The 23,099-nt window shown below is 63.1% G+C and carries 20 protein-coding genes; 13 read left to right on the forward strand and 7 right to left on the reverse strand.

The genetic code is table 11. The features are described 5' to 3' along the window. The first annotated feature begins 7 nt into the window (after window positions 1-7). Together LDN82_RS18535 and LDN82_RS18540 are read left to right on the forward strand one after the other, a co-directional pair. The gene (locus LDN82_RS18535) at window positions 8-1,297 is read left to right on the forward strand and encodes an MFS transporter (protein WP_224165350.1); all 1,290 of its coding nucleotides are present in this window, start codon (window positions 8-10) and stop codon (window positions 1,295-1,297) included. A 191-nt stretch (window positions 1,298-1,488) separates the two neighbouring features. Further along, window positions 1,489-2,811: an ammonium transporter gene (locus LDN82_RS18540; RefSeq protein WP_224088915.1), complete on the forward strand. Its 1,323-nt coding sequence runs from the start codon at window positions 1,489-1,491 to the stop codon at window positions 2,809-2,811. Window positions 2,812-2,843: 32 nt separating this feature from the next. Here the strand turns inward: LDN82_RS18540 and LDN82_RS18545 are convergent, their stop codons facing one another. Next, on the reverse strand, window positions 2,844-3,440 hold the full coding sequence (locus tag LDN82_RS18545; protein ID WP_224165351.1) for a DUF1992 domain-containing protein: 597 nt from the start codon (window positions 3,438-3,440) through the stop codon (window positions 2,844-2,846). Between the two features lie 137 nt (window positions 3,441-3,577). On the opposite strand from LDN82_RS18545, the gene LDN82_RS18550 reads away from it, so the two are divergent. Continuing rightward, window positions 3,578-3,928, forward strand: coding sequence for a VOC family protein (locus LDN82_RS18550; RefSeq protein ID WP_224165352.1), 351 nt, complete (start codon window positions 3,578-3,580; stop codon window positions 3,926-3,928). Window positions 3,929-4,073: 145 nt separating this feature from the next. Here LDN82_RS18550 and LDN82_RS18555 read toward each other — a convergent pair whose 3' ends face one another. Next, entirely contained in the window at window positions 4,074-6,395 is a 2,322-nt protein-coding gene (locus LDN82_RS18555) for a bifunctional SulP family inorganic anion transporter/carbonic anhydrase (RefSeq protein ID WP_224165353.1), read from the reverse strand. 302 nt (window positions 6,396-6,697) lie between these two features. Here LDN82_RS18555 and LDN82_RS18560 point away from each other — a divergent pair, with 302 nt between their 5' ends. Genes LDN82_RS18560 through LDN82_RS18570 form a run of 3 tightly spaced genes read left to right on the forward strand, consistent with a single transcriptional unit; the run spans window position 6,698 to window position 9,872 of the window. After that, window positions 6,698-7,771: an acyl-CoA dehydrogenase family protein gene (locus tag LDN82_RS18560; RefSeq protein ID WP_224165354.1), complete on the forward strand. Its 1,074-nt coding sequence runs from the start codon at window positions 6,698-6,700 to the stop codon at window positions 7,769-7,771. After that, entirely contained in the window at window positions 7,765-9,123 is a 1,359-nt protein-coding gene (locus LDN82_RS18565; protein WP_224165355.1) for a bifunctional PIG-L family deacetylase/class I SAM-dependent methyltransferase, read from the forward strand. The genes LDN82_RS18560 and LDN82_RS18565 overlap by 7 nt, the downstream gene beginning before the upstream one ends. Window positions 9,124-9,164: 41 nt before the next feature. Next, entirely contained in the window at window positions 9,165-9,872 is a 708-nt protein-coding gene (locus LDN82_RS18570; RefSeq protein ID WP_224167574.1) for a glycosyltransferase, read from the forward strand. On the opposite strand, the gene LDN82_RS18575 is transcribed toward LDN82_RS18570, so the two are convergent. The 3 genes from LDN82_RS18575 to LDN82_RS18585 all read right to left on the reverse strand — a co-directional run bounded on the left by LDN82_RS18575 (window position 9,869) and on the right by LDN82_RS18585 (window position 11,408). Beyond that, the gene (locus LDN82_RS18575; protein ID WP_224165356.1) at window positions 9,869-10,447 is read right to left on the reverse strand and encodes an adenylate kinase; all 579 of its coding nucleotides are present in this window, start codon (window positions 10,445-10,447) and stop codon (window positions 9,869-9,871) included. The genes LDN82_RS18570 and LDN82_RS18575 overlap by 4 nt on opposite strands. Before the next feature lie 93 nt (window positions 10,448-10,540). Next, window positions 10,541-11,047, reverse strand: a complete 507-nt coding sequence (locus LDN82_RS18580) for an SRPBCC domain-containing protein (RefSeq protein ID WP_224165357.1) — start codon at window positions 11,045-11,047, stop codon at window positions 10,541-10,543. A gap of 13 nt (window positions 11,048-11,060) precedes the next feature. Beyond that, window positions 11,061-11,408 carry a metalloregulator ArsR/SmtB family transcription factor gene (locus LDN82_RS18585; RefSeq protein WP_224165358.1) on the reverse strand — a complete coding sequence of 116 codons (348 nt, stop codon included), beginning with the start codon at window positions 11,406-11,408 and terminating at the stop codon, window positions 11,061-11,063. 149 nt (window positions 11,409-11,557) lie between these two features. Between LDN82_RS18585 and LDN82_RS18590 the strand changes: the two genes are divergently transcribed. Further along, complete coding sequence (locus LDN82_RS18590; protein ID WP_224165359.1) at window positions 11,558-14,218, forward strand: Tat pathway signal sequence domain protein; 2,661 nt, start codon at window positions 11,558-11,560, stop codon at window positions 14,216-14,218. A 37-nt stretch (window positions 14,219-14,255) separates the two neighbouring features. Here LDN82_RS18590 and LDN82_RS18595 read toward each other — a convergent pair whose 3' ends face one another. Then, window positions 14,256-15,134 (reverse strand): MurR/RpiR family transcriptional regulator, encoded by an 879-nt coding sequence (locus LDN82_RS18595; protein ID WP_224165360.1) that lies wholly within the window; start codon window positions 15,132-15,134, stop codon window positions 14,256-14,258. A gap of 108 nt (window positions 15,135-15,242) precedes the next feature. Between LDN82_RS18595 and LDN82_RS18600 the strand changes: the two genes are divergently transcribed. From LDN82_RS18600 to LDN82_RS18615, 4 genes are all read left to right on the forward strand, one after another. Further along, window positions 15,243-16,631 (forward strand): MFS transporter, encoded by a 1,389-nt coding sequence (locus LDN82_RS18600; RefSeq protein ID WP_224165361.1) that lies wholly within the window; start codon window positions 15,243-15,245, stop codon window positions 16,629-16,631. A 2-nt stretch (window positions 16,632-16,633) separates the two neighbouring features. After that, complete coding sequence (locus LDN82_RS18605) at window positions 16,634-17,161, forward strand: GAF domain-containing protein (protein ID WP_224165362.1); 528 nt, start codon at window positions 16,634-16,636, stop codon at window positions 17,159-17,161. Window position 17,162: 1 nt separating this feature from the next. Continuing rightward, the gene (locus LDN82_RS18610) at window positions 17,163-18,395 is read left to right on the forward strand and encodes an amidohydrolase family protein (protein WP_224165363.1); all 1,233 of its coding nucleotides are present in this window, start codon (window positions 17,163-17,165) and stop codon (window positions 18,393-18,395) included. Window positions 18,396-18,589: 194 nt separating this feature from the next. Continuing rightward, entirely contained in the window at window positions 18,590-19,351 is a 762-nt protein-coding gene (locus tag LDN82_RS18615; RefSeq protein WP_224165364.1) for an SRPBCC family protein, read from the forward strand. A 105-nt stretch (window positions 19,352-19,456) separates the two neighbouring features. Here the strand turns inward: LDN82_RS18615 and LDN82_RS18620 are convergent, their stop codons facing one another. Next, window positions 19,457-21,475 (reverse strand): rhamnogalacturonan lyase, encoded by a 2,019-nt coding sequence (locus LDN82_RS18620; protein WP_224165365.1) that lies wholly within the window; start codon window positions 21,473-21,475, stop codon window positions 19,457-19,459. Window positions 21,476-21,829: 354 nt separating this feature from the next. Between LDN82_RS18620 and LDN82_RS18625 the strand changes: the two genes are divergently transcribed. Both LDN82_RS18625 and LDN82_RS18630 read left to right on the forward strand, forming a co-directional pair. Further along, the gene (locus LDN82_RS18625; protein WP_224165366.1) at window positions 21,830-22,660 is read left to right on the forward strand and encodes an oxidoreductase; all 831 of its coding nucleotides are present in this window, start codon (window positions 21,830-21,832) and stop codon (window positions 22,658-22,660) included. Window positions 22,661-22,839: 179 nt separating this feature from the next. Beyond that, window positions 22,840-23,010: a hypothetical protein gene (locus LDN82_RS18630; protein WP_216926503.1), complete on the forward strand. Its 171-nt coding sequence runs from the start codon at window positions 22,840-22,842 to the stop codon at window positions 23,008-23,010. Window positions 23,011-23,099 lie beyond the last annotated feature (89 nt).

Consider the following 23,099-nt stretch of genomic DNA (forward strand, 5'->3'; position numbering starts at 1 on the left):
GCAATCTTTGAAGCAGGACCCTTTGGCGGTCGAAACCCAGATGCACGCGACACCCGATGAAGGAAAGTCCAAGCAAAGCCCAGCGAAAACCCGGGCAGCGGGCAAGATCCCTTGGGGCGGCCTTTTGGTGCTTGCTGCCGCGGGCTTTACGGCTGTCACCACAGAGCTGCTTCCGTCCGGGCTGCTTCCCCAGATCAGCCGGGATCTGGGTGTGGAGGAATCGGCTGTAGGTTCCCTGACCGCAGCATATGCAGCAATCATCGTCTTCACCGCCCTTCCCTTGTCCCGACTCCTGGGCGGGAGGGTCCCACGAAAGACCCTGTTGATCGGGACCGTACTTGCCTTTGCACTTAGCAACGTCTTGCTGGCATTGAGCCCAAATCTTGAAGTGGCCATCGTTGCAAGGCTGTTGGGCGGTATTGCCCATGGCATGTTGTGGTCGAGCATGGCGCCGTACGTGGCGCGAATCGTTCCTGCCCACTCGGTGGGCAAGTCCATGGCCGTCGTCTTCAGCGGAACCAGCATCGCGTTGGCAGTCGGGGCTCCGATAGGCACACTGATGGGCACGCTCATGACATGGCGGGTTTCCTTCGTGGTCCTGGCCGGGGTTGGCGTCCTGTTGGCAGTTTTGGCGTTCTGGCTCCTGCCTGCTGCGCATGATCCGGGTACCCACAAGACGCCGTCGATCCGGGCGGCGCTCAAGCTACCGGGCGTGATCGCCGTGGCCACCGCTTGGCCACTCTTGCTGCTGGCACACTTCACACTCTTTACATATGTTGCCCCTTTCCTGCTCGCCTCCGGATTGCCCGAAGCCCTCACTGGCATTTCCCTGTCCGTGGTGGGAATCTCGGGCTTGGTCGGGATCTGGATTGCCGGCCTGACCGCCGATTCCCGTCCCCGGCGTTCGGTGATTACCGCCGTCGGGCTTCTTTTGCTTGCCTTCGCGCTGCTTCCGGTTCTGGGCGGCACATGGGTGGGGGTTTTCGCGCTGATGGTCGCCTGGGGTGTTTCCTTCGGAGCGATCGGCATCTACAACCAGGCGGCGATCCTTCGCGCCGGCGGGGAGCACAAGGATGCGGCCAACGGCCTCACAGTAGTTACCATCCAGCTGGGGATCGCCATCGGTGCCGGCTACGGTGCTTTGGCGCTGACCACCGTTGGGGCTCAGCTGGTGCCGCTGGCCGCGGCGCTGCCAACAGCGATTGCCTTGGGGATCATCATCTTCAGCAGGCGTGGCGGATACCCGGCAGGGCCGCGCGAAACAACGCCGCGCGAAACAGGGCCTCGCGAAAAATGACCTCGCGGGAAGCGCCGGTAACATCTCTGAAACATGCCAGTCACCTGATCTTCACGAACGTGGGGTTTCTGTAACTTCCCTGCAACTTAGCTCTTCTGAGTCGGAAACATAGCTCACCGAATATTGATCGGGGGGGGTAGTGAGGGCCGTGCAACAACGGGCCCGTTCAGGCTTGATCAGAAGGGAACGCAGTGGAGATCTCTGCGCAACACGTCTGGCTGATGTTGTCATCGGCAATGGTGCTTTTCATGACTCCGGGCCTTGGCCTTTTCTACGGCGGCATGACCCGCGCCAAGGCAGCGCTCAACATGATCATGATGAGCTTCATCTCTGCGGGCATTGTTGGCGTGGTGTGGGTCCTGTGGGGATACTCGATGACCACCGGCGACGGCTTCCTGGGCCTGTTCGGCAACCCCTTTGCACACTTCGGCCTCCAGGACCTCATGGGTTCGCCTGACCTCCTCAAGGTAGTTTTCGCGGCTACGTTCGCCATCATCACTGTGGCGCTCATCAGCGGTGCCATCGCCGACCGCGCCAAATTCGGCGCGTGGGCGCTCTTCGTCCCCATCTGGGTAACCGTGGTCTACTGCCCGCTGGCTTACATGGTCTGGGGCGGTGGCTTGATGAGCGCCGGCGGAGCCGTCACGCAGATCTTCGGCCAGGTGATCGACTTCGCCGGCGGTGCCGTAGTTGAGGTCAGTTCAGGTACCGCCGCTTTCGTCCTCGCATTGATCGTGGGAAAGCGTCACGGATTCGCCAAGGACCCCAACCACCGCCCCCACAACGTCCCGTTCATCATGATCGGCGCAGCAATCCTCTGGTTCGGGTGGTTTGGCTTCAATGGCGGCGCTGCAACTACGGTTGAGCAGGCAGGCCTGATCTGGGTCAACACCCTGGTGGCTCCTGCCGCTGCGATGCTGAGCTGGTTGGTCACGGAGAAGATCCGCCACGGACACCCGACATCGTTGGGCGCAGCCTCCGGCGTTGTCGCCGGCTTGGTGGCCATCACCCCTTCCTGCGCCAACATCACCCCACTCGCGGCCCTTGGCCTGGGACTCGTTGCCGGTGCTGCCTGCGCGGTGTTCGTAGACCTGAAGTACAAGTTCGGTTTCGACGATTCCCTTGACGTCGTGGGCGTGCACTTCGGCGCCGGCGTGATCGGCACGCTTTCGCTTGGCTTCGTTGCCTTCCCCACAGAGGGCGTGGCCGGCGGCCTCCTTTACGGCGGCGGCGTTCAGCAACTCGTGGCACAGACAGTTGCCGTGCTGCTCACTATCGCCCTCTCTGGCCTGGGCACCCTCCTGATCGGCCGCGCTATTGACAAGACAATCGGCTTCCGCGTGGCCCACGAACATGAAGTAACCGGCGTGGACCTCACCCAGCATGCAGAGTCTGCCTACGAGTTCGGCCTCACGGCCCACGGCCATTTCCGCCAGCAGCAGGCGCACTTGTCGTCGCTGATCAAGGGTGGACGCAAGGAGTCGGAGCAGGCAAAGGAAGACAGCTTCGCCTAGCCGCATCCCCGACGCTGGGGCCGGATTTCGTATCAGCCGAAGCCGTTCCAGAGCCGCTGCCACCAAGTACGTTTGATTGGTTCCCCGGGCTCCGGCTCGGGCGGCGCCGCCGCGGCACGTCGTCCGCGCCAGCGTTCCAGCTCGGCGTCAACATCCCTCAGCTTGGTGATCACTGGCGGCCCACCCTGGAGCTGTCGACGAGCCTCAATGACCCGCTTGTTGAAGTCCTCAAGAATGTCGCGGACCTGCTTCTCCGTGTACTGCTGATCCAGCTTCGCGTCGAGTTCAGCGTCCTCGATCCGGAGGAGTATGGCTGGCGGGCCGATCCCGCTGAGTTGCTCGCGCTGGATCAGACCTTTGACCCACCAGTCCGGGTCATAGTGCTCCCCCAGGCCCGGGATCGGCTTGCCGGCGTATTTGAGGTTGTCGAATTTGCCCTGGTTCATGGCATCCCGGATCAAATATTCGACCCGCGCGGCGTCGTCCACCTTGCGGCGTTTCTCCCGCTCCTCCGCCTCGGCCGCCTCAAGCTCTGCGTCTTCCTCGGCATTGCCGCCCCACGATCGGACGGCCCGCAGTTCCGCTCCCCGCTCGAGCTTCCGCCTGAAGGCGTTGTTCCCGGCGCTCACGTTTCGCCACCTCCTCGCACGGCAGTCCTCTCCTGCCGGAAATCGTGGTTCCGGCTCCAGTATTCCGCACTTTGCTGGGCCACGGGGAGGGGCGGGGGCTACTCTCAATCCAAATATCCCCATAGGAAGGGCCGCGCGTGACTACTGTTTCCAATGCATTCATTCCCGTCTCGGATCCGGGCCGGGCAGCCAAGTGGTATTCGGAGCACCTGAGGCTTCGGATCGTCACCGTTTCGGAGTGGTCGGCAGTTCTAACGGGCGACGGCGGTGCCACAGTTACGCTGATGGGTCCCCTCAGCGGGATCGCGGCTGAGCCCGGGCTGGCTTGGGCGACGTGCGGTTTCCTCGTGGAGGACCTCACGGGCATGCGGGATCGTTTGCTCAGGAACGGACATGGCGTGTCGGTGGTGGAGGGCGATCCGGACGTGTGCTTGTTCTTCACCGTCCGGGACCTCGACGGGAACGTCCTGCTGCTCACGGACCGCTAGGCTTCCTGGTTCCACGAACGCCGCAGCCCGTTGCTTCACGCCCCCCTTTGACAGCCTGGCGGCCCCGACACGCCGCAGGTAACGGCGTGTCGGCGCCAGCGTCGGCTCAAAGCAGGTCGTGAAGCAACGCAGGGCAGCTGGCAGGCTAGTGAACGGCCATGCTCGGATCCAGTTGTTCGATGCCCTGGGGAGTCACAAGGACCACGCGGGCCGTGCAAATGTCGTAGAACAAACCCGTGGCCTGCACTCGTCCAGATGCCAGGGCTGGCCCAGTGACCTGGTGCTCTTCGAGCTTCTGGAGTTGGACAGCTACGTTCACCATGCTGAGCTGGTCCAGGCGGCTGTAGCCCTCAGCTTCGGCAGCAAGGGCCACAGGATGACCGTCCAACAGCGCGCGGTAGCTCGGCCGGGCGTGCTCCAGCCAGGCATCGAAGCCCCCACCCAAAGCTGCGGCCGCACCCTCGGCGTCGGCGATAACGGCCTTCATCGCGCCGCAATTGGAGTGGCCGCAGATCACGATCGAGTCCACGGACAAGCCCTTGACCGCGAATGCCAGGGCAGAATCGATCGAGGCATCCCGGCCATCAGGGCACACTACGTTGCCGATGTTCCGCAGTGTCAGAAGGTCGCCGGGGCCGCTGCTGGTGATCAGGTTCGGATTGACGCGGGAGTCGACGCAGGCAACAAACAAGGTGTCCGGGTTCTGCCCCTCGGTCAGGTCCTGCACCAGCGGGCGAACCTTGTCTGCGTAGCGTCGATGGTATTTGTCGATGCCAAGGAGGATCGACCGCAGCGGAAGCTGCACGCCGTCGTCGTGCGCTTCTTGGTGGGTACCATCCAGCGGCGACGATTGCCAGGAAGTCCTGGGTGGCAGCGGGAATTCGCGTGGATCCTGACGCTGGGGAGTGCTGTCCGCGGCGTCGGTAAAAGCGGTGGTTCCGTGTTCCTCCAGCAGCACCGAGGCGCCGCTGGAGCGGTGCTGCGTCTGCCAGGCAACCAGAGCCTCGCGGAATGCGTGATCGAGGTAATCGGCGTTGAGTTCAACCACTGCGTCCTGTCCTTCGGGCACGGAGTGAAGCACGCGGTTCAGTCGGGGCAGGGCGAAGAAGCTGCAGGACCCGGCGATCGTGACCCGCCACGGCAGCTGCTCCCCGGCGGGAGCATGGGCTTGGATCTGGGCACGGAGTACCCGCCACAACACGCAGAGGGCCGCGAGTGCCAGGCCGATAATGACGCCCTCGAGCAAGTTCAGTACAACAACGCATGCCAGCGTGACCACGTAGACCAGGAGGTCGCCGGTGCGCAGGCTGGTTTTGATGTCGGCGACCTTGATGAGCTTGGCGCCGATGACGAGCAACAGGCCTGCGAGCACGGACAACGGAATCAGCTGGATGAGACCGGCGAACAGTGCAGAGAACACCAGGACCCACACGCCGTGCAGGATGGCGGACACGCGGCTCGCGGCGCCGGCTTCAACGTTGGTGGCGCTGCGGACGATCACGCCCGTCACCGGGAGGCCGCCCAGCATGCCGGAGACCATATTGGCGGACCCTTGTCCAACGAGTTCCCGGTTGAGGTTGGTGCGCGTGCCTGCATGCATCTTGTCCACCGCCACCGCGGAAAGCAGCGATTCGATGCTTGCGATCAGGGCTACCGTGATGACCGCCATGACCGCGGCACGCCAGTTACCGTCCGGCAAACTGGGAAGGGCGACGGCGTCGAACAGGGAACCACTGAAGCTGATGCGCTCGACGCTGGGCGCAACTGCTGCAGACAAAGCGGTAACAGCGACGACGGCGGCAAGCGGCCCGGGAATCTTCCGCACCGCAGTGGGCAGGTATTTCCACGCCAGAAGAATCGCGACGACGGCCAGTCCCAGCAGCGCCGAATGCAACTCGACGTTGGTGATGGCCCCTGGAAGTGCGGTCAGGTTTTCGACGGCGGACCCAGCGGCCTGGCCGCCGAGCAGCACATGCAACTGCTGCAGGATGATCGTGATGCCGATGCCAGCGAGCATGGCTTTGACCACCACCGGCGACACTGCCAGTGCGGCCCGGCCTACGCGGCTGATACCCAGCAGCAACTGCACGACGCCGGCAGCAGCCGTAATCGCACACGTCACCTGCCAGCCGAACTCGTCAACCAGGCCGGCAACGACGACGGTCAGGCCCGCGGCGGGACCGCTCACCTGGAGTGGAGAGCCGCCCAGGCTGCCCGCGACGATTCCGCCGATGGCAGCTGCGATGAGCCCGGCCATGACAGGTGCTCCGGAGGCCGCCGCGATGCCGAGGGACAGCGGAAGGGCAACGAGGAAAACCACCAAGGACGCAGGGAGGTCGGCGCCGAGGTTGCTGAGGAAACCTTGGGCTTTGCGCGGGTTGCCGGGCGGGTTCTTTCCGGGCGGGTTCTTTCCGGGCGGACTGTGGGAGTCGATTGATATGGAAGCGGAGTCGTTTGGTTGTGGCACTGGAATTCCTAAGGCTCGGGAACATTGACTCCTCCAGCGTAGGAATCCTGTCATGTTAAATGACAAGATGATGTGATTCTTGTGACAAAACTTGTGAAAAGGCTGCGTCATGTGGCGACAAAGGGGAACTTTTCCGCGGGCGGGACTCGTTGGAAACCCAGCGCAATGCTCACCTCCGTCCCACCTCGGCGCGATGCCATAAATGGCTCGGCACTTGGGAAGTCGGCAGTGATGCCCCTCCCGCCGTCGTTCTTGCTTCTCGCAGCCCATAAACTAAGGCTCCTTAGTTTAGGCTTGAGTCCATGAGCGACCCCGAAGCCCAACCCGTACGCATCAGTTCCGAGTCCGTTCAACTTCAAGCCCTCGAACCCGTACTCGAACAAATCCGGGCGGCCGTGGGTAACATCCCTGAACTGTTGGCCATTGCCGGGGAGATAGGACACACTGCTCCGAAGCCTGGCGAGGGCAACACAGCCAAGCTCTGGGAACTCCTGGCGTCCGTCACGGCCGTGGACGTGGCCGCCGGACGCGTCCTTGAACCCCACCTGGACGCCCTCGCGATCCTGGCCCAGTCCGGTTCCGAAGCAGTCGCGACAGGCCCGTGGGGAGTCTTCGCGGCCGAAGGTCCCGGCATGAAACTCGAGGCCAAGACCGACCCTGCCGGAAACTACGTACTCAACGGCGCCAAACCATGGTGCTCGCTGGCCGCCCAGCTGGACAATGCCATCATCACAGCCCACACGGAGGGCAACGGCAGGACGGCCTTCGCCGTCAGCCTGAAGGACCCTGGAGTTTCGTGCGAAACCCCGAGGTGGACCAGCCGGGGCCTGCAGGAAATCCCCAGCGGCACCGTCCACTTCGAGCATGTGAAGGCAGCACCGGTGGGCGACGAGGACTGGTATTTCAAACGTCCCGGCTTCGCGTGGGGTGGCATGGGAGTGGCCTCGTGCTGGTTCGGCGGAGCCGTGGCAATGGCCCGTGACTTCAGGGCAGCCCTGGCCGCGGGCGTAGGAAACGGCCGGAACCCGGACCAGATCGCCCTCGCTTCCCTGGGCGAGGTGGACCGGATCCTCACCTCCGTCGGCGGATACCTGGCCGCAACAGCCGAACGGATCGACGCCGGCCGGCTGGCCGATTCAGGTGGAGACGGCTCCAGCGCCTGGAGCGAAGCCTTGCGCGTCCGCGGGACTGTTGCCGCCGCCGTCGAACGTGTCCAAACGGTTGTGAGCCAGAACCTTGGACCGGGCCCGCTGGCTTTCAACGAGGGGTACGGAAAACGAATGGCGGACCTGTCCTTATACATTCGCCAGCACCACGCCCTGAGAGACGACGCGCAGTTGGGCGCCTTGACTCTGGATGGGGACGCCGGATGGTGAGCTTCTCGCACGCAGACACGGGAACAACCGAGGCGGAATGGGCGGCCAGCGGCGTCGCTGCCTTGCCGGAGTTGCCGCTGGACGCAAGCGAACTCACAAGCATGGCCTTTGTGGTGCTCGCCGCGCACCCGGACGACGAAACACTCGGCGCCGGCGGCCTCCTGGCCAAGCTCCACCACAGCGGGGCCACCGTGAAGCTCCTGCTCTGCACTGCCGGCGAAGCGTCGCACCCGGAGTCGCAAACCACCACGTCGGAACAGCTTGCCGCTATCAGGCTCATTGAGTTCGACACGGCTGTGTCCGGGCTGGCTCCCAGCGCGGCGTGGCAATTCCTGGAGCTGCCGGACGGGCAGCTGGCAGCCCATGAAGATCGAATCGAAGACGCGGTTCGCGAAGCAGCGTCAGGCCATCCGGCGGACAACGTGGTGATCGTGGCGCCGTACCGGTCGGACGGGCACACAGACCACGACACCTTGGGCTCGATCGCAGCCAGGGTTGCCGCCGCCGGAGGCCATGGCCTGCTGGAGTACCCCATTTGGTATTGGCTCTGGGCAGGACCCGGCGATGCCGCTTGGCAGTCATGGGTACGGGTGCCGTTAACAGCGGCGGAGCGGGACGCCAAGAACGACGCGATGGGCGCCCATGCCTCGCAAGTGGAACCATTGTCCGAGCAGCCGGGTGATGAGACGCTGCTGTCCGGGACTTTCCTGGAGCACTTTTCCCGCCACTTCGAGACCTTCGCCTGGCACCCATTCACGGCGGGGAGCAACACAGCAGCAGACGCCGAGCGGATCTTCGACGAGGTCCACTCCCGCGAAGAGGACCCGTGGGACTACTCCTCCAGCTGGTACGAACGCCGCAAGCGTGCCCTGACGTTGGCGGCCTTGCCCAAGGAGTCGTATGATTCCGGCCTGGAAGTGGGCTGTTCCATCGGCACGCTCAGCGAGGAACTCGCCCGGCGCTGCCGGCAATTCCTTGGAGTGGACGCCAGCAGCACGGCATTGCTCCAGGCAACACAGCGGCTCTCCGGATACCCCTCGGCCGAAGCCCGCCGCCTCACTGTGCCGGATGAGTGGCCGGAAGGGACCTTCGACCTGGTGGTGTTGTCCGAGACGGGCTATTACCTTTCGCCGGAAGAACTGAGCGAACTACTGGACCGGATTCGAGCTTCCACCCGGCCCGGCGGCACCCTGCTTCTTTGCCATTGGCGGCACCCGATCTCGGGCTGGCAACTGGACGCAGAGGCAGTTCACGCAATGGCCCGCAGCCATCTTGCGTGGCCCGCGCATGGGATCTACCGGGAAAGGGACTTCATGCTGGAGATCCTTATTGCCCCGAGTGAAACGCTGTGACCACCGCGGACCGGCAAAAAATCCGGAGCGTCGCGGTGGTCATGCCGGCCCACAACGAGGAACGGCACATCGGCTCAGCATTGGCGGCGTTGCAGACCGCGGCGGATGCCCTGCAGCGCGAGCACCCCGGAATCGGAGTTTCAATCGCTGTGGTCCTGGACGCCTGCACGGACCGATCCTCCAGCATCACGGCTGCGTACACTTCGGCTGATCTCCGTTTCCTCCCGGTGGAGGTCGGATTTCGCAGCACGGGCGCCAGCCGCGACGCCGGCATCCGTGCCGCCCTGGAACGCCTGCCCTTCGCCGCAGTCGCAGGCGCAGGTACGTGGTTGGCCACCACCGACGCCGACTCCACCGTCCCGGGACACTGGCTGGTGCGACAGGTGGAACTTGCCAACGCCGGTGCCGACGCCATCTTGGGATCCGTGGAGCCGGACTCCCGGGACATGGACGAGGCGGTCCTGGAACGCTGGCGGGAACTGCACCCCTCCCGGGAAGACCATCCCCATATTTACGGGGCAAACCTTGGCGTCCGTGCTTCTGCGTACCTGGCCGCGGGCGGCTTTCCGAGGCTAAGGTCCCACGAGGACCGGGTCCTGGTTGAACGCCTTCGGCGGCTCGGGCTGGCGGTCATCGCCACGGACACCACCAAGGTGACAACCTCCGGGCGGCTGCAGGCCCGGGCACCCGAAGGATTCGCGGCCTATCTCCGGGCCCTTGGCTCCGGGCTTTCGTCCGTGGCGCGCTAAACCGCCAGTGCCTTCTCCACCGCAGCAATGGCCTTCGCCGTAATCGATTCCCGATCGCCGGAGCCGTCCACCATCAACAGGATTCCGCGTTGCGTGTACGCAGTCACCACAGGCTGCGTCTCATCCCGGTACAGCTCCAGCCGGCGCTGAATCACGGGTTCAGTATCGTCGCTGCGGCCCTGTTCCTGAGCCCGTTGAAGCATGCGGGCAACGAGTTCGGCATCCTCCACATTCAGCACAAGAACCACTTCGAGCGCCTGATGCCTCGCGGCCAATATCTCATCAAGGGCGCCAATTTGGATGACAGTGCGCGGGTAGCCGTCAAGGAGGAACCCGTTCCCCGTGTCACCTTCCTCCAGCCGCTGGCGGAGCATGGCCGTGGTGACGTGGTCGGGAACAAATTCGCCCCGGTCCATGTACTCACCCGCTTCTGCGCCGAGTTCAGTCTTGTCCCGAACATGTGCACGGAAGAGGTCTCCCGTAGAGATCGCGGGGATCGAGAAATGCCGGGCGATCACTTCCGCCTGCGTGCCTTTGCCGGAACCTGGAGGGCCCATGATGATCAATCGCGCCATGACACAAGTCCGTTCCAAGAGGCGGCCGGGACTTAAACGATACGCCGACGACGGCGCGACGCTCCCGCCGTCGCCGGTTTTTCTTGGCGGCCGCTACTGGCGTGAGGCGTTGGCCGGCTCGGCGAGGAGTGCGTCGACCTGACCGATGGCCTCCCGCAGGCCTTCCTCCATGCCCATGTCCGACATCATTTGAAGCTGTTCTTCAGAGTCAAAGCGCGTGGACATGGTCATGCGGGTGCGGTCGCCAATGGGCTCGAGCTTAACGGTGGCGTGCGCGGCTCCATGCTCGCCCATGGGGGTGCCCTGATCGTCGGCAAATCCGTAGTCGAATTCGAGGTGGTCCGGGGCGTTGATGCTGGTGAACTGCCACCAGCCGTGGGCCTTTGTTCCGTCGGGCACCGTCATGTAATAGGCGGCCTTGCCTCCGGGCGTGAAATCGTGGGTTTCGAACGTGGCTGGGACGGTAGGCGCCCCCCACCATCGTTCAAGTTGGCGTGGGTCCTCCCAGATTTTCCAAACGCGCTGAACGCCGGCATCGAACTCAGCAACGACTGTGAGGCTGAGGGCCTCCGTATTCTTGTCCACGCTGACCACGGTCATGGCAGATCCCTTCCTAGTCTTCAGCGAGAATTTCGGCGATCCGGTCGGCACGTTGCCGCCAGATCATTTCGTATTGGTCCAGCAGACGCCGGGCTTTTTGCAGTCCATCACGGTTCCCCCGCACGATCTGCTCCCTCCCACGCTTCTCCTTGGTCACCAGGGAGGCCCGTTCCAGGACCGCGACGTGCTTCTGCACGGCCGCGAAACTCATGGTGTAGAGCCCAGCCAATCCGGACACCGAGTACTCCCCGGATGTCACCCTGGCCACAATGTCCCGCCGAGTGCCATCTGCCAACGCGTGGAACAACCGGTCAAGGTCCACATCACTGGAGGGTACGGAATTGAGCTGATCTACAACCATTTGGTTGTACGATATCGTCGCGATGCAGGCGTGTCAATGGTTCGCTGGAATCATCCAACGGTCACCCCTTGCGGCTAACGACACGCGGAGGTAAGTTTTTTGAAACGTAACAAAGAAAGCGCTTTCCGGAACTTTAGGTGGACTCGAACATGACTCAGCACGCTCCCATCACGTGGCTCGATGGCGCACCGCCCGCCGCCCTGAGCGGTGGCACAACATGGGGGATGCCCTTTGCCCGGGGCACCGTCACGCAGGCGTCGGAGCTGTCCGTAATGGATGCCCGCGGACGCCACGTCAACGCCCAAACCTGGCCGCTCGCTACTTGGCCGGACGGCTCCCTCAAGTGGGCGGGCATCGCCTTGGGCGCGACGGGCAACCCGGCGAGCGCATACTCCGTCACCTCCAGCGACAAGCAAGCGCACGACGGCGGCCCGGCAGCCGGCGTCGAACGCTCGCCTGAAGTGAGGGTCAACGAAAGGGAAGAGTCCGTGACCGTCTCCACCGGGACTCTGGAAATGGTCCTGCCGCGGTCTGGAGCGAGCCTGTTCAGTATGCTGTCCCGCGACGGTTCCGTGGTGGCGAAGGACGGACGGCTCGTGAGCCTACTGCAGAACGACGTTGCGGAGGGAGCTGGCAGCACAACGCGCGAAGGCTTCACTGGCGAAGTCACGTCCCTGACGGTCGAGCAGCGCGGTCCCCTTCGCGCCGTCGTGCGTCTGGAAGGCCGCCATCGGGCGGACCTTGGCAAAAGGGAGTGGCTTCCATTCACCGTCCGCTTCTACTTCTATGCTGGCGCGCGGAGCATCCGAATGATGCATTCGTTCATCTGGGACGGCGATGCCGGGCAGAATTTCCTGGCCGGACTTGGAGTTCGGTTCACCATCCCGCTCGAGAGCGAATTGCACGATCGCCACGTCCGGATCGCCGGAGCGGACGGCGGATTCCTTGTGGAGGCGGTCCGCGGACTCACCGGCCTGAGAAGGGATCCGGGTGAGGCCGTGCGCCAAGCCCAGATCGCCGGGGAACCCACTCCGCCGCTGAACGAATGGAGTCCCCTGGTTTCCGAACGGCTCCATCTCATCCCCACATGGAACGACTACTCCCTCACGCAGCTGAGCGCGGACGGCTTCGAGCTACGCAAACGCACGGCTCCGGGCCACGGTTGGGTGGGCATCTCCGGCGGGACGCGATCGGCGGGATTCTGCTCCCTGAGCGACCCTCAAGGCGGCTTCGGCGTTGGCGTTCGGGACTTCTGGCAGTCGCACCCGGGCCAGCTGGACATCCGAGGAGCGGCCACCCGGGAGGCAACGCTGACCGCTTGGCTCTACTCCCCCGAAGCCCAACCGATGGACCTGCGTTTCTATCACGACGGCCTCGGCCAGGACACCTTCGAGGAACAACTCGAGGGGCTCGAGATTACGTACGAGGATTACGAGCCTGGATTCGGGAATCCTACGGGAATTGCACGGACCCACGAGCTCACGTTGTTCGCGTACGACGCCACGCCCAGCGCCGAATCCCTCGCCATGGACGCCCGGGCAGCGTCCACTCCCCCGCTATTGCAGCCATCGCCTGAGTACCTGCACTCCGCGGGCGTCTTCGGCGACTGGACGCCGGTGGACCGCAGCACTCGGGCGCGGGCGGCGCTCGAAGACAAGCTCGATTTCCTGTTCGACTTCTACCAGGGCCAAAGGGAGCAGCGCCGCTGGTACGGATTCTGGAACTACGGCGACGTCATGCACACCTACGACTCCGACCGGCACGTCTGGCGCTACGACGTCGGCGGCTACGCGTGGGACAACTCGGAACTCTCACCCGATCTCTGGCTCTGGTACATGTACCTGCGCTCGGGCCGGGCCGACGTCTTCCGCTTTGCCGAGGCAATGACGCGCCACACCGGCGAAGTGGATGTGTACCACCTTGGCCCCTGGCGCGGGCTGGGCTCGCGGCACAACGTGCAGCACTGGGGTTGCAGCGCGAAGCAGCTTCGAATCAGCACCCCCGCCTACCGACGCTTCTACTATTACCTGACCGCCGATGAGCGCACCGGCGATCTCCTCACCGAACTGGTGGACAGCGACCAGAACTTCCTGGGGTTGGACCCGGTCCGCAAAGTACGTCCCGACGCCGATACCTACCGCCCGGACCGCGGCGCCTTGGGCGTCGGGCTGGGTACAGACTGGGGCTCGCTCGCCGCCACGTGGCTCACCGACTGGGAACGCACCGGCAACCCCCGTTCACGCGACCGCCTCCTGGGAACCATGGCCGATATCGGCGCCCTCAAGTACGGATTCCTCACCGGCGAAGCGCTCTACGACCTGGACAAAGGAAGGTTCGACGCCGGACGCGAGGTCATCAGCGTCTCGCACCTGAGCGCCGTGTTCGGTTTAGTGGAAATCTGCAGCGAACTGATCAGCCTGGTGCCGGATGCATCCTTCGAGAAAGCATGGATGCAGTATTGCCGGCTATTCCTGGCTTCTCCGGAGGAGCAAGCCGCCGAAGTAGGACAGCCCCTTGCAGGCATCTACCTGACTCAGGCGCACAGCCGACTCACGGCCTACGCGGCAGCCCGACTAGGGTCCCCGGACCTGGCAGGGTTGGCGTGGGAGAGCTTTGCCCAGGGCGGGGAGAACTTGAACCATGCCGAGGCGTTCACGCTGAAAAAGATCCTGCCGCCGCATGTCCTCCAGCCCGTAGACGAAGCTCCGACGGTTTCCACCAATGACACCGCCCAGTTCGGCTTGGCCGTCATCCAAAACCTGGCCCTTGTTGGAGGCGCGCTCCCCGGGGAGGAGGGCCCGGCGTCGTAAGTCCTGTTGGTTCCCGACTCTCTTTGCCGCCGCGGCCTTAGGAGCTCGACCGCGGATGCATGATCCGCATCTGGTCCCAGGTGCGCTCAGAAGCAGCGATGTTCTGGTTTGAGCGTTCGCGGTCCAGGGAGGCAAGTTCGACGGCGATCGCCTGGACCGCGGCCACCGCACCTGTCAGGGACGGGAAGAAACCGGCGCCTTCGGTGGGCACGACGATCCGATGCTGGGCGTGCACGGCCACAGGTGACCCTGCGCTGTCAGTGATGGAAACAACCGGCGCACCGATATTGCGGGCAATATCGACGGCGCGAATGGTGCTGTCGTAAACCCGCCAAAGGCTGATGGCGATGACCAGGTCCTCGGCGCCCAGCCGCGCGATGGCATTTGTCAGTGCAGCGACGTCGGCATCGAGGAGCCTGACGTTGTAGCCGGCGATGATTGCGTTGTGCTCCAAGGCCTTGCCGGGGATGGCGTAGCTTCCTGCTGCCACAATGAAGGTTTGTCGGGCACCGGCGATGGCCTTGGCGATCAGGTGGATGGTGTCGGCGTCCAAAGTTCGTTCAAAATGGGCCAAATTCGCGCGATCGGTTGAGACGGCAGCCTGTGCCGGACTACTGATATGGCCATTATGCTCCGCAGCAACTTCCACTGCGCTCAGCGACGCCAGGAACCGTGACCTGAGCTCGAATTGGAAGTCAGCCCAGCCCTTGAACCCCAGTCTTTGAGCGGTTCTGGTCACCGTGGAGGCGTTCGAAGCGGCTGCTGCAGCAATGTCACTCACAGACCCGTAGGAGGCAAGGCGCGGCTGCGAGCGCAGGATTCCAACCACCTGCATTTGGCGTGCTGCAAGCTTCCGGCCCTGGACACGACTGTCGAGCCACTCAGTCAACGTTGACGAGTCGAAATCTTCTTCCATCTATTGACCTACCTCACACTTTCGCCGTACCTTCGACACATCGCATCTGCACAGACTTGTGCATATTCCTAAAAATGTACAACTTGGCCCACTTTGGCAGGAATCACCATGTCTCTCACCGCACGCTTGGATCGTCTGGCTCTCAGTCGACCACACTACAAGCTTCTCCTCATCGGAGGCCTCGGCTACTCATTCGACGGTATGGACGGCGCAGTGGTCGCGTTCCTGCTCCCTCGAATCCAGGAATTGTGGGGCCTCAGCAATGCCAGCCTCGGCCTGGTAGGTTCAGCTGCCCCCCTGGGCTTTTTCTTCGGCGCGATCCTCTCCGGATGGATGGGTGACCGATTTGGCCGGAAAAAGGTCATGCTGTGGGCCCTCGCCTTCTACTGCGTTATGTCAGTGGTTGCGGCCATGGCTCCCACCTTCGAAGTGTTCCTGATTGCACGGATCTTTGCAGGATTGGGGGCGGGCGCAGAAAGCGTCATCATCGCGCCGTTCCTGTCAGAGTTCATTCCCCCAAAGCGTCGCGGCTGGTTCATTGGGACCCTTGCCGGCTTCTTCTCCTTCGGCTTCGTAGGCGCTGCATTGATTGGCCGGTTCATCGTGCCTATGGGTGAGGACGGCTGGCGCTGGGCCCAAGTGGTTACGGCCATACCCATCCTTCTCCTGCTCTGGTGGCGCCGTAGCCTGCCTGAATCCCCGCGGTTCCTGATCAGCCGTGGCCGCGTGGCCGAAGCAACAGAGGTGGTGGAGCGCTTTGAACAGAGCGTCGTCAAAGCCACCGGCAAAGACCTCGCTTCGCTGCCTCCGGCCCAAGAGGAGATCGCCAAGCATGAGCAGAAGATCAGCATCTGGAACGCCCTGAAGTTCATGTGGTCAAAGGCCATGCGTCGTCGGACGGCCGTTATCTGGCTGATCTGGTTCGTGATCACCTTCTCCTACTACGGCTTCTTCTCATGGATTCCCACGCTGTTGGTTGGCCGGGGTATCACCGTAACCAAGAGCTTTGAATACTCGATCATCATTTACCTGGCACAGATTCCGGACTACTTCTCGGCAGCATGGCTGTGCGACCGGATCGACCGCAAGAACACCATTGCCTTGTACCTGGCGGGATCGGCGCTCAGCGCGTTCTGGCTGAGCCAATCCAATGATTCCGGCATGATCCTGGTAGCCGCCGCAACGTTGTCCTTCTTCCTGAACGGTACGTATGCCGGTGTTTACGCCTACACTCCGGAGCTCTTCCCCACGTGGATGCGCGCCACCGGTGTTGGCCTGGCCAGCGCAGTTGGTCGTATCGGCAGCATCCTCGCGCCATCCATCATCGGCATCTTCTCAGCGGCCCTCGGTTTCGGTGGGGTGTTCACGATGACCACGGTGGTGTTGACCATTGGCGTTCTTGGCGTGGTGATCTTCGGCGCCTCCACGGCGGGCAAGTCCTTGGAGGACATCAACGCCCGTGCTGAACATGATCCGGCTCCAGCAGGAAAGGCGTAGCAATGAGCGGAAACTTCACGAAAACCGACACTACGTTCCAACACGCTTTCGACGCCCTGCAGCAGGACCCCGGCGTCATCCTCTTCACCGCCCTCCAGTGGATCCCCCAACGTTCCAGCCTCAGGCGGCTGTTCACCAGCCACCCGGCCGAGTACCCCGTGGGCGGCGAGAAGACGGTCGAAATCTCACCGGGCTGGCTTGGGACAGTCATTGAGCACAAGAAGCCGTTCCTGGCCCCCGATCTGACAGCACTGAGGGACGTCTTCGCGGACTCTGCGCTCATTCAGCAACTCGGCTGCGGCGCCGTCATCAATGTGCCTGTCCTCGACCCGCAACGCAACGTTGTAGGTGTCCTGGCGCTACTGGACGCAGAAGGCAAGTACACGCAGCACAGCGTGGAAGCCGCCGTCGAGCTGGTCAACGCGAATCTGGCCGAACTCGTCCAAGCCTTTGAAGCCCATCCCACCGAAGTCCCCGCACCCACCGAAGTCACTGCAGATACCGAAGTCCCCGGGAAGGACACTGTTTAGCATGAGCACCACCCCCAAAGCCGCCGCGCTCGTCATCCGCAACGCAAGCGTCCTGGACGTCAAGGCAGGCACGTACTCCACTGCCGACGTCGTGAGTGTTGATGGAAAGATCAGCAGCGTCGGCGCCGATGCCCAGGCGCCTTCCGGAGCACGCGTGATTGATGGCACCGGCAAGTTCGTCATCCCGGGACTCATTGATGCGCACGTCCATGTGGTCGCGTCCAGTGCTGACTTCCGCTCGCTGACCTGGACACCGGCGTCGTATGTGTACGCACAGACAGCCCGGATCATGGGAGAGATGCTGCGCCGCGGTTTCACTACCGTCCGCGACCTGTCCGGCGCTGATTTCGGCCTGGCGATGGCCCAGCAGGAAGGGTTGCTTGAGGGTCCGAAGATCCATTTCTGCGGCCACGCCCTGAGCCAGACCGGCGGCCATGGCGACATGCGCCTTCCCGGCGAAGACCACGACCCCAATGGGCGTGGGTGCTGCGGAATCGGTCGCGTAGCCGACGGCGTCGATGCAGTACGGGCAGCCGCCCGCGACGAGATCCGCAAGGGCGCCCACCACATCAAGATCATGGCATCCGGTGGAGTCTCCTCCCCCACGGACCGCATCGACTCCACCCAATACTCGATGGAAGAAATGCGGGCCGCGGTGGAAGAAGCCGAAGCCGCCAACCGCTACGTCGCGGCGCACGCCTACACAGCACGCGCCATCAACCGAGCGCTCGAAGCCGGCGTCCGCTCGATCGAACACGGAAACCTCCTGGACGACGAAAGCCTCAAGCTCTTCATCGAGAAGGACGCCTTCCTGGTTCCCACGCTCGTCACGTACTGGGCACTGAAGGAAGAGGGCAAGGAATTCGGGCTTACCGAGGAGATGTGGGCCAAGGTGGACTCCGTACTAACCAGCGGGCTGGAGGCCATCTCCCGGGCACACGAAGCCGGCGTAAAAATGGCTTTCGGCTCCGATCTCCTGGGCGGCATGCACCGCCATCAGAACGAACAGTTCAGACTGCTCGGCAAGGTCCAGCCAGCAATCGACGCCATCCGCTCAGCAACCACGACGGCGGCCCAGCTGCTTGAGCGCGAAGGTGAACTTGGCGTGATCGCACCTGGCGCGGACGCGGACATCCTGGTGCTCGGCGCCGACCCCGTGGCGGACGTTTCCGTGCTGGCAGATATGTCGGAGCATCTCGAATTCCTGATCCAGGACGGCAGGGTGATCTCCTAGCCAGGGCTCGGGGAAAGGCATGTTGGTTTCCAACCTTCCTTGCCGCCGCCGCGGGCGGAAAGTGAGCCAAATGGGTTGATTTTGCGCGCTCAAAAAACCAAAAGGGTCAGGAAGTCCCACGGTAAGTAAGCTTATTAATGGATGGCGCATGACGTCGTCTCGGGCAAAACCGAACCGAGTCAGAGGAGGACATTGTGACCACGAAGGTAGACAAGACAATCCTGGTCAACGTTCCGGTGAGTACGGCCTACAGTCAATGGACGCATTTCGAGGAGTTTCCCCGTTTCATGGGCGGAGTGGAACGCGTGACGCGCCTGGGCGAGGACCGTCTGGAATGGGTAGCCGAGATCGCTGGCGTCCATCGCCGCTGGGAAGCAAAGATCGTCCAGCAGGACATGGACCGGGCCGTGGCCTGGGCTGCAGTGGAAGGTGCCAAGAATGCCGGCTGGGTGGACTTCAAGGAAGCCGGACCGAGCCAAACGTCCTTGCATCTGTCGCTGGAATACGAACCGCACGGCGTCCTTGAATTCCTGGGCGACAAATTACATGTGGTTGAAAGGCAGGCGGAGTCGGACTTGAAGAAGTTCAAGGAATACGTCGAGCACAAGGCACCCGAACGGGCTGCTGACACGAGCACCATGGCTACACCTGCCGACGCAACAACCGGCACAAGCGCGACAACCGGCACGAGCGCAGCAGCCGGTGCCGCAACAGCGGCCAGCACCAGCGCAGCAGCAGGGGCTTCAACAGGGGCCGACAAGGATGCACCCACCGACGTCCCGATCGTAGATCCCATCACGCACGCCTTCGATCAGACCAACGGCCTGGCAGATCTGGACGGCGATTCCGACGAGACAGCGGACAGCGATACGCGCAGTGCCGCGGAACGGAAGGACGACGAGGGCTTCGGCCCGGGTTATATCCCACCTATGGGCGGGCTGCCCGGCCAGCGGTAGCGGGCACCCCCCCACAGAAGAAACAACCAGTGCCGCCCGGATCACCAAGATCCGGGCGGCACTCCTGTTAATAACCTCTGGTTGCAAGGGCGTTGTTAAGGGCCGCTAGTTCTGACCGGCATAGGCGACGGCGGGCATCGCCGGCACCTGCATGCCCTCGCCGATGTAGAAGCTCGGGTGCGGCGGCTGGTTGTAGGCCACGTTCTCCCGGGCGACGGACGTACGGTACACGGTGTCGTGCATCAGCGTCCGCAGGCGAACATCGGTGGGAGCCGTGGTGGTGTAGATGCGCAGCTCGGTGCTGTCCGTGGACGGCCAGGCGATCTCTTCACGCCAGTCTCCCAGGATGTCTGCCTGGATGGACGGGTTTCCCTTGGTGGTGTTGTTACTGCGGGCGCCGTCGGCCGTCAGGAGACGGTCGCTCTGTTCGGTTTCCCAATTCCACTTGGAGATGGTCGGAACGCCACGGGACACCGTGGCATCGTAATCGTGGTCCACAATCTCACGGAGGAGATCGCCATCCCACCAGGCCAGGAAGTTCGCTGCGGGAATCTTCTCCGCGATCAGCTCTCCCTTGGCAGACATCAGCTGGCCCACGGGTGAATCCCACGCAGCGGAACCGCCTACCGCCCAACCTTCAGCCCCGGCATATCGGGGATCGATGTCCCCTGCTGCTCCGCGGCCGGTGTCCTTGATGGCCGGGATGCTCCAGAGAACCTCACCCGTGGCAGCGTCTCGGAAGGTGGCTCCCCTGTTGCCGCTCTGGCTCATACTTTCGTGGACAGCGAAGGTTTCAAGGCCGGGCCTGGACGGATCAAGGTCGCTGGTGTGGATCGCGTCGCCATGGCCCAACTTGGTGTTGTAAAGCGGCTGACCGTTGTCATCGATGGTCATGGAGCCAAAGACGAACTCGTCCTTGCCGTCCCGATCCACGTCCACTACGGAGAGGTTGTGGTTGCCTTGCCCCTTGTATTGGTCACCGGCCAGGTTGGAATCGAACGTCCACCGCTCCACGAGCTTGCCGTTCACGAGGTCGTACGTCACCAGGACGGTGCGGGTGTAGTAGCCACGGCTGAACATCATGGACGGGTGTTCGCCGTCGAGGTACGCCACGCCCGCAAGGAACCGGTCCACGCGGTTGCCGTAGGTGTCGCCCCAGCCGGAAACGGCGCCGCGCTCGGGTGCGTAAGCCACCGTATCCATGATGGTTCCGGTCTCGCCCTTGAAGACCGTCAGGAATTCCGGGCCGGACAGGACATAACCGGAACTGTTGCGGAAGTCGGCGTCGGCGTTTCCGATCACCGTGCCCGCCGCGTCACGGGTGCCGTCCGCCGTCTTGAAGGAAACTTCGGCCTTGCCGTCGCCGTCGAAGTCGTAGGCCAGAACCTGGGTGTAGTGTGCGCCGGCGCGGATGTTGCGTCCCAGATCGATGCGCCACAGCTTGGTACCGTCCAGCTTGTAGGCATCGACGTAAACGTTGCCCGTGTAGCCGGACTGCGAGTTGTCCTTGGCGTTGGACGGCGCCCACGTCTGAATGACCTCATACGTGCCGTCGCCGTCGAGGTCGGCCACGGTGGCATCGTTGGCCGAGTACGTGTAGGCCTTGCCGTCAGGGGTCACGCCATCGGCGGGCTTATCGAGCTTGATGGCCAGGTAGTTCTGCGCCAGCGGCGTGACGGCTTCGGTTAATTTGTCCTGGCCTTGGCCGTTTCCAGCGGTCTTGATGACGTAGCTGGACTCCGCGGTTCCGTCAGGGTCCACGAACATTGTGGCGTTGCGGATGGGCTCCTCGGTGATGTTGACGCCGTCACGCAACACCTGGAAACCGACGGTGTCCTCATCCAGGCCGAGCATTCGCCAGCTCACGGTAACGCCTTGATCGGTTAAGACGGCGACGGGTGCGCGGTCCAGGTATTCCACCTGGCGCTTGAGCGTCGGGCCAGCCTTTTCGGCAGGCACGACGCCGGGAAGACCGGCGTGCGTTGACGGGCCGACCGGCGCTGGAGCTGCTTGGGCCACCGGGAGCCCCGTCAGGGCTATGGCTGCGGCGGCCAGCGAAGCTGACGCTGCCAACGGCAGGCTCCTGAACGCGCGGCCGTTGGTACTGCGGGAGGAACACTTCATGGGGTAAGCCAAAGAACATCTCCTTTGATGCTGGGCGGCAGCGGGCCTGCCGAACGCGGTTTGGAACGTTTCAATACATGGCAAAGCGCATCCCTCACAATGGTTCAAGGGGGTGAGAAAACGCTTTCCGCCTCAATGTTTACCAGTGGCAAAACACGGCAGTCAAGAGTTTGACAGAAGTGAACAGGCCGGAACTCGCTTCCTCCTGACCTTCTTTGCTGCCGAAGGGCCCGCAAATTCAACTGATTGGAGTTGTTTTGACGTCGTCGAAGATTCAAAGAAAGTCAGGAGCCCACGCCCATTCCTCTAAGGGGTAGCGTTCCAAGGGAGTGGTCAACCCTTGAAAGGAACATCATGACTACCTGGCTCATCACTGGCTGCTCCACCGGACTCGGCCGCGCACTGGCCCAAGCCGTGCTCGCGCGGGGCGATAACGCCGTCGTCACCGCCCGCGACGTCTCCAAGCTGCAGGACCTGGCCACAGAATTTCCGACGACGGCCCTCGCCGTCGCACTCGATGTCACCGAGCAGTCGCAGATTGAAGCCGCCATGAAGGAGGCCGAAGAACGCTTTGGCGCGGTGGACGTCCTGGTCAACAACGCCGGTTATGGTTACCGCGCAGCCATTGAAGAGGGCGACGACGGCGACGTCCGGGCGCTGTTCGATACCAACGTTTTTGGCCCGGTGGCCATGATCAAGGCCGTCCTGCCTAGGATGCGCTCCCGCCGCTCCGGTGCGATCGTGAATATCTCCTCCATTGGCGCCCGGATCTGCCCTCCCGGTTCCGGCTATTACTCAGCAACGAAGGCCGCGCTGGAAGGCCTGTCCGGCTCGTTGCAGAAGGAACTGAAGCCTCTGGGAATCTCCGTGACAGTGGTAGAGCCCGGTGCATTCCGGACCGATTTTGCGGGGCGTTCGCTGACGCAATCTGCCCAGGCGATCCAGGACTACGCAGAGACGGCCGGGAAGCGTCGCAAGGAAAATGACACCGTCCACGGCACCCAGCCCGGCGACCCGGACAAAGCCGCAGAGGTGATTATCGCCGCGGTCCAAGCAGCTGAAACACCAGGCTTCCTGCTGCTGGGCGCCGACGCCGTCTACGCCTACGGTGCGGTGGAGGAAGCCCAGCGCGCCGAGGTGGATCGTTGGCGCGAGCAGAGCATCAGCACGGGTTACACGGAGTAACGTCCAACGTGTAATCGGTCACACTTGGCCGGATCAGCTTGTCAATCGCGGTAGGCAGCATGAACCATGAATGAGGGAATTCGTTCCCATACAAGCTGAATCAGCAATCCTCACCGACGAGGATGCGGCCCCTGCGAAGAAGCTTGGGGCTGTTACCGGCCTGAGTGAAAGTACTGACAATGACGACACATACTGACTCCATCACGCTGAAAATCTGGGACAAGTCGGCAATCGACCACACCATCGACGCCGCCATCCGGGATCTTTCCCCCCGCGCCGCTGCAGAAAACTGCGGCATTGCAGTAACGCTCAGCGGACCGAAAACCTTCACCGTTAGCCTGAGCCGCTAAGCAGCTCAAACGCACCACAAGAGGACGACGCCGGGACCTCCCGGCGTCGTCCTCTTGCGTTTTCTGCATATTGACGCCGTCCGGGAACT

It is taken from the genome of Arthrobacter sp. StoSoilA2, from assembly GCF_019977195.1.
Lineage (GTDB): Bacteria > Actinomycetota > Actinomycetes > Actinomycetales > Micrococcaceae > Arthrobacter.

Bases quoted from the DNA above. Each gene is read 5' to 3' on its own strand.
- LDN82_RS18560 (WP_224165354.1), top strand. From the start codon at position 6,698: ATGAGCGACCCCGAAGCCCAACCCGTACGCATCAGTTCCGAGTCCGTT.
- LDN82_RS18565 (WP_224165355.1), top strand. From the start codon at position 7,765: ATGGTGAGCTTCTCGCACGCAGACACGGGAACAACCGAGGCGGAATGG.
- LDN82_RS18570 (WP_224167574.1), top strand. From the start codon at position 9,165: ATGCCGGCCCACAACGAGGAACGGCACATCGGCTCAGCATTGGCGGCG.
- LDN82_RS18575 (WP_224165356.1), bottom strand. From the start codon at position 10,447: ATGGCGCGATTGATCATCATGGGCCCTCCAGGTTCCGGCAAAGGCACG.
- LDN82_RS18580 (WP_224165357.1), bottom strand. From the start codon at position 11,047: ATGACCGTGGTCAGCGTGGACAAGAATACGGAGGCCCTCAGCCTCACA.
- LDN82_RS18585 (WP_224165358.1), bottom strand. From the start codon at position 11,408: ATGGTTGTAGATCAGCTCAATTCCGTACCCTCCAGTGATGTGGACCTT.
- LDN82_RS18590 (WP_224165359.1), top strand. From the start codon at position 11,558: ATGACTCAGCACGCTCCCATCACGTGGCTCGATGGCGCACCGCCCGCC.
- LDN82_RS18595 (WP_224165360.1), bottom strand. From the start codon at position 15,134: ATGGAAGAAGATTTCGACTCGTCAACGTTGACTGAGTGGCTCGACAGT.
- LDN82_RS18600 (WP_224165361.1), top strand. From the start codon at position 15,243: ATGTCTCTCACCGCACGCTTGGATCGTCTGGCTCTCAGTCGACCACAC.
- LDN82_RS18605 (WP_224165362.1), top strand. From the start codon at position 16,634: ATGAGCGGAAACTTCACGAAAACCGACACTACGTTCCAACACGCTTTC.
- LDN82_RS18610 (WP_224165363.1), top strand. From the start codon at position 17,163: ATGAGCACCACCCCCAAAGCCGCCGCGCTCGTCATCCGCAACGCAAGC.
- LDN82_RS18620 (WP_224165365.1), bottom strand. From the start codon at position 21,475: ATGAAGTGTTCCTCCCGCAGTACCAACGGCCGCGCGTTCAGGAGCCTG.
- LDN82_RS18625 (WP_224165366.1), top strand. From the start codon at position 21,830: ATGACTACCTGGCTCATCACTGGCTGCTCCACCGGACTCGGCCGCGCA.
- LDN82_RS18630 (WP_216926503.1), top strand. From the start codon at position 22,840: ATGACGACACATACTGACTCCATCACGCTGAAAATCTGGGACAAGTCG.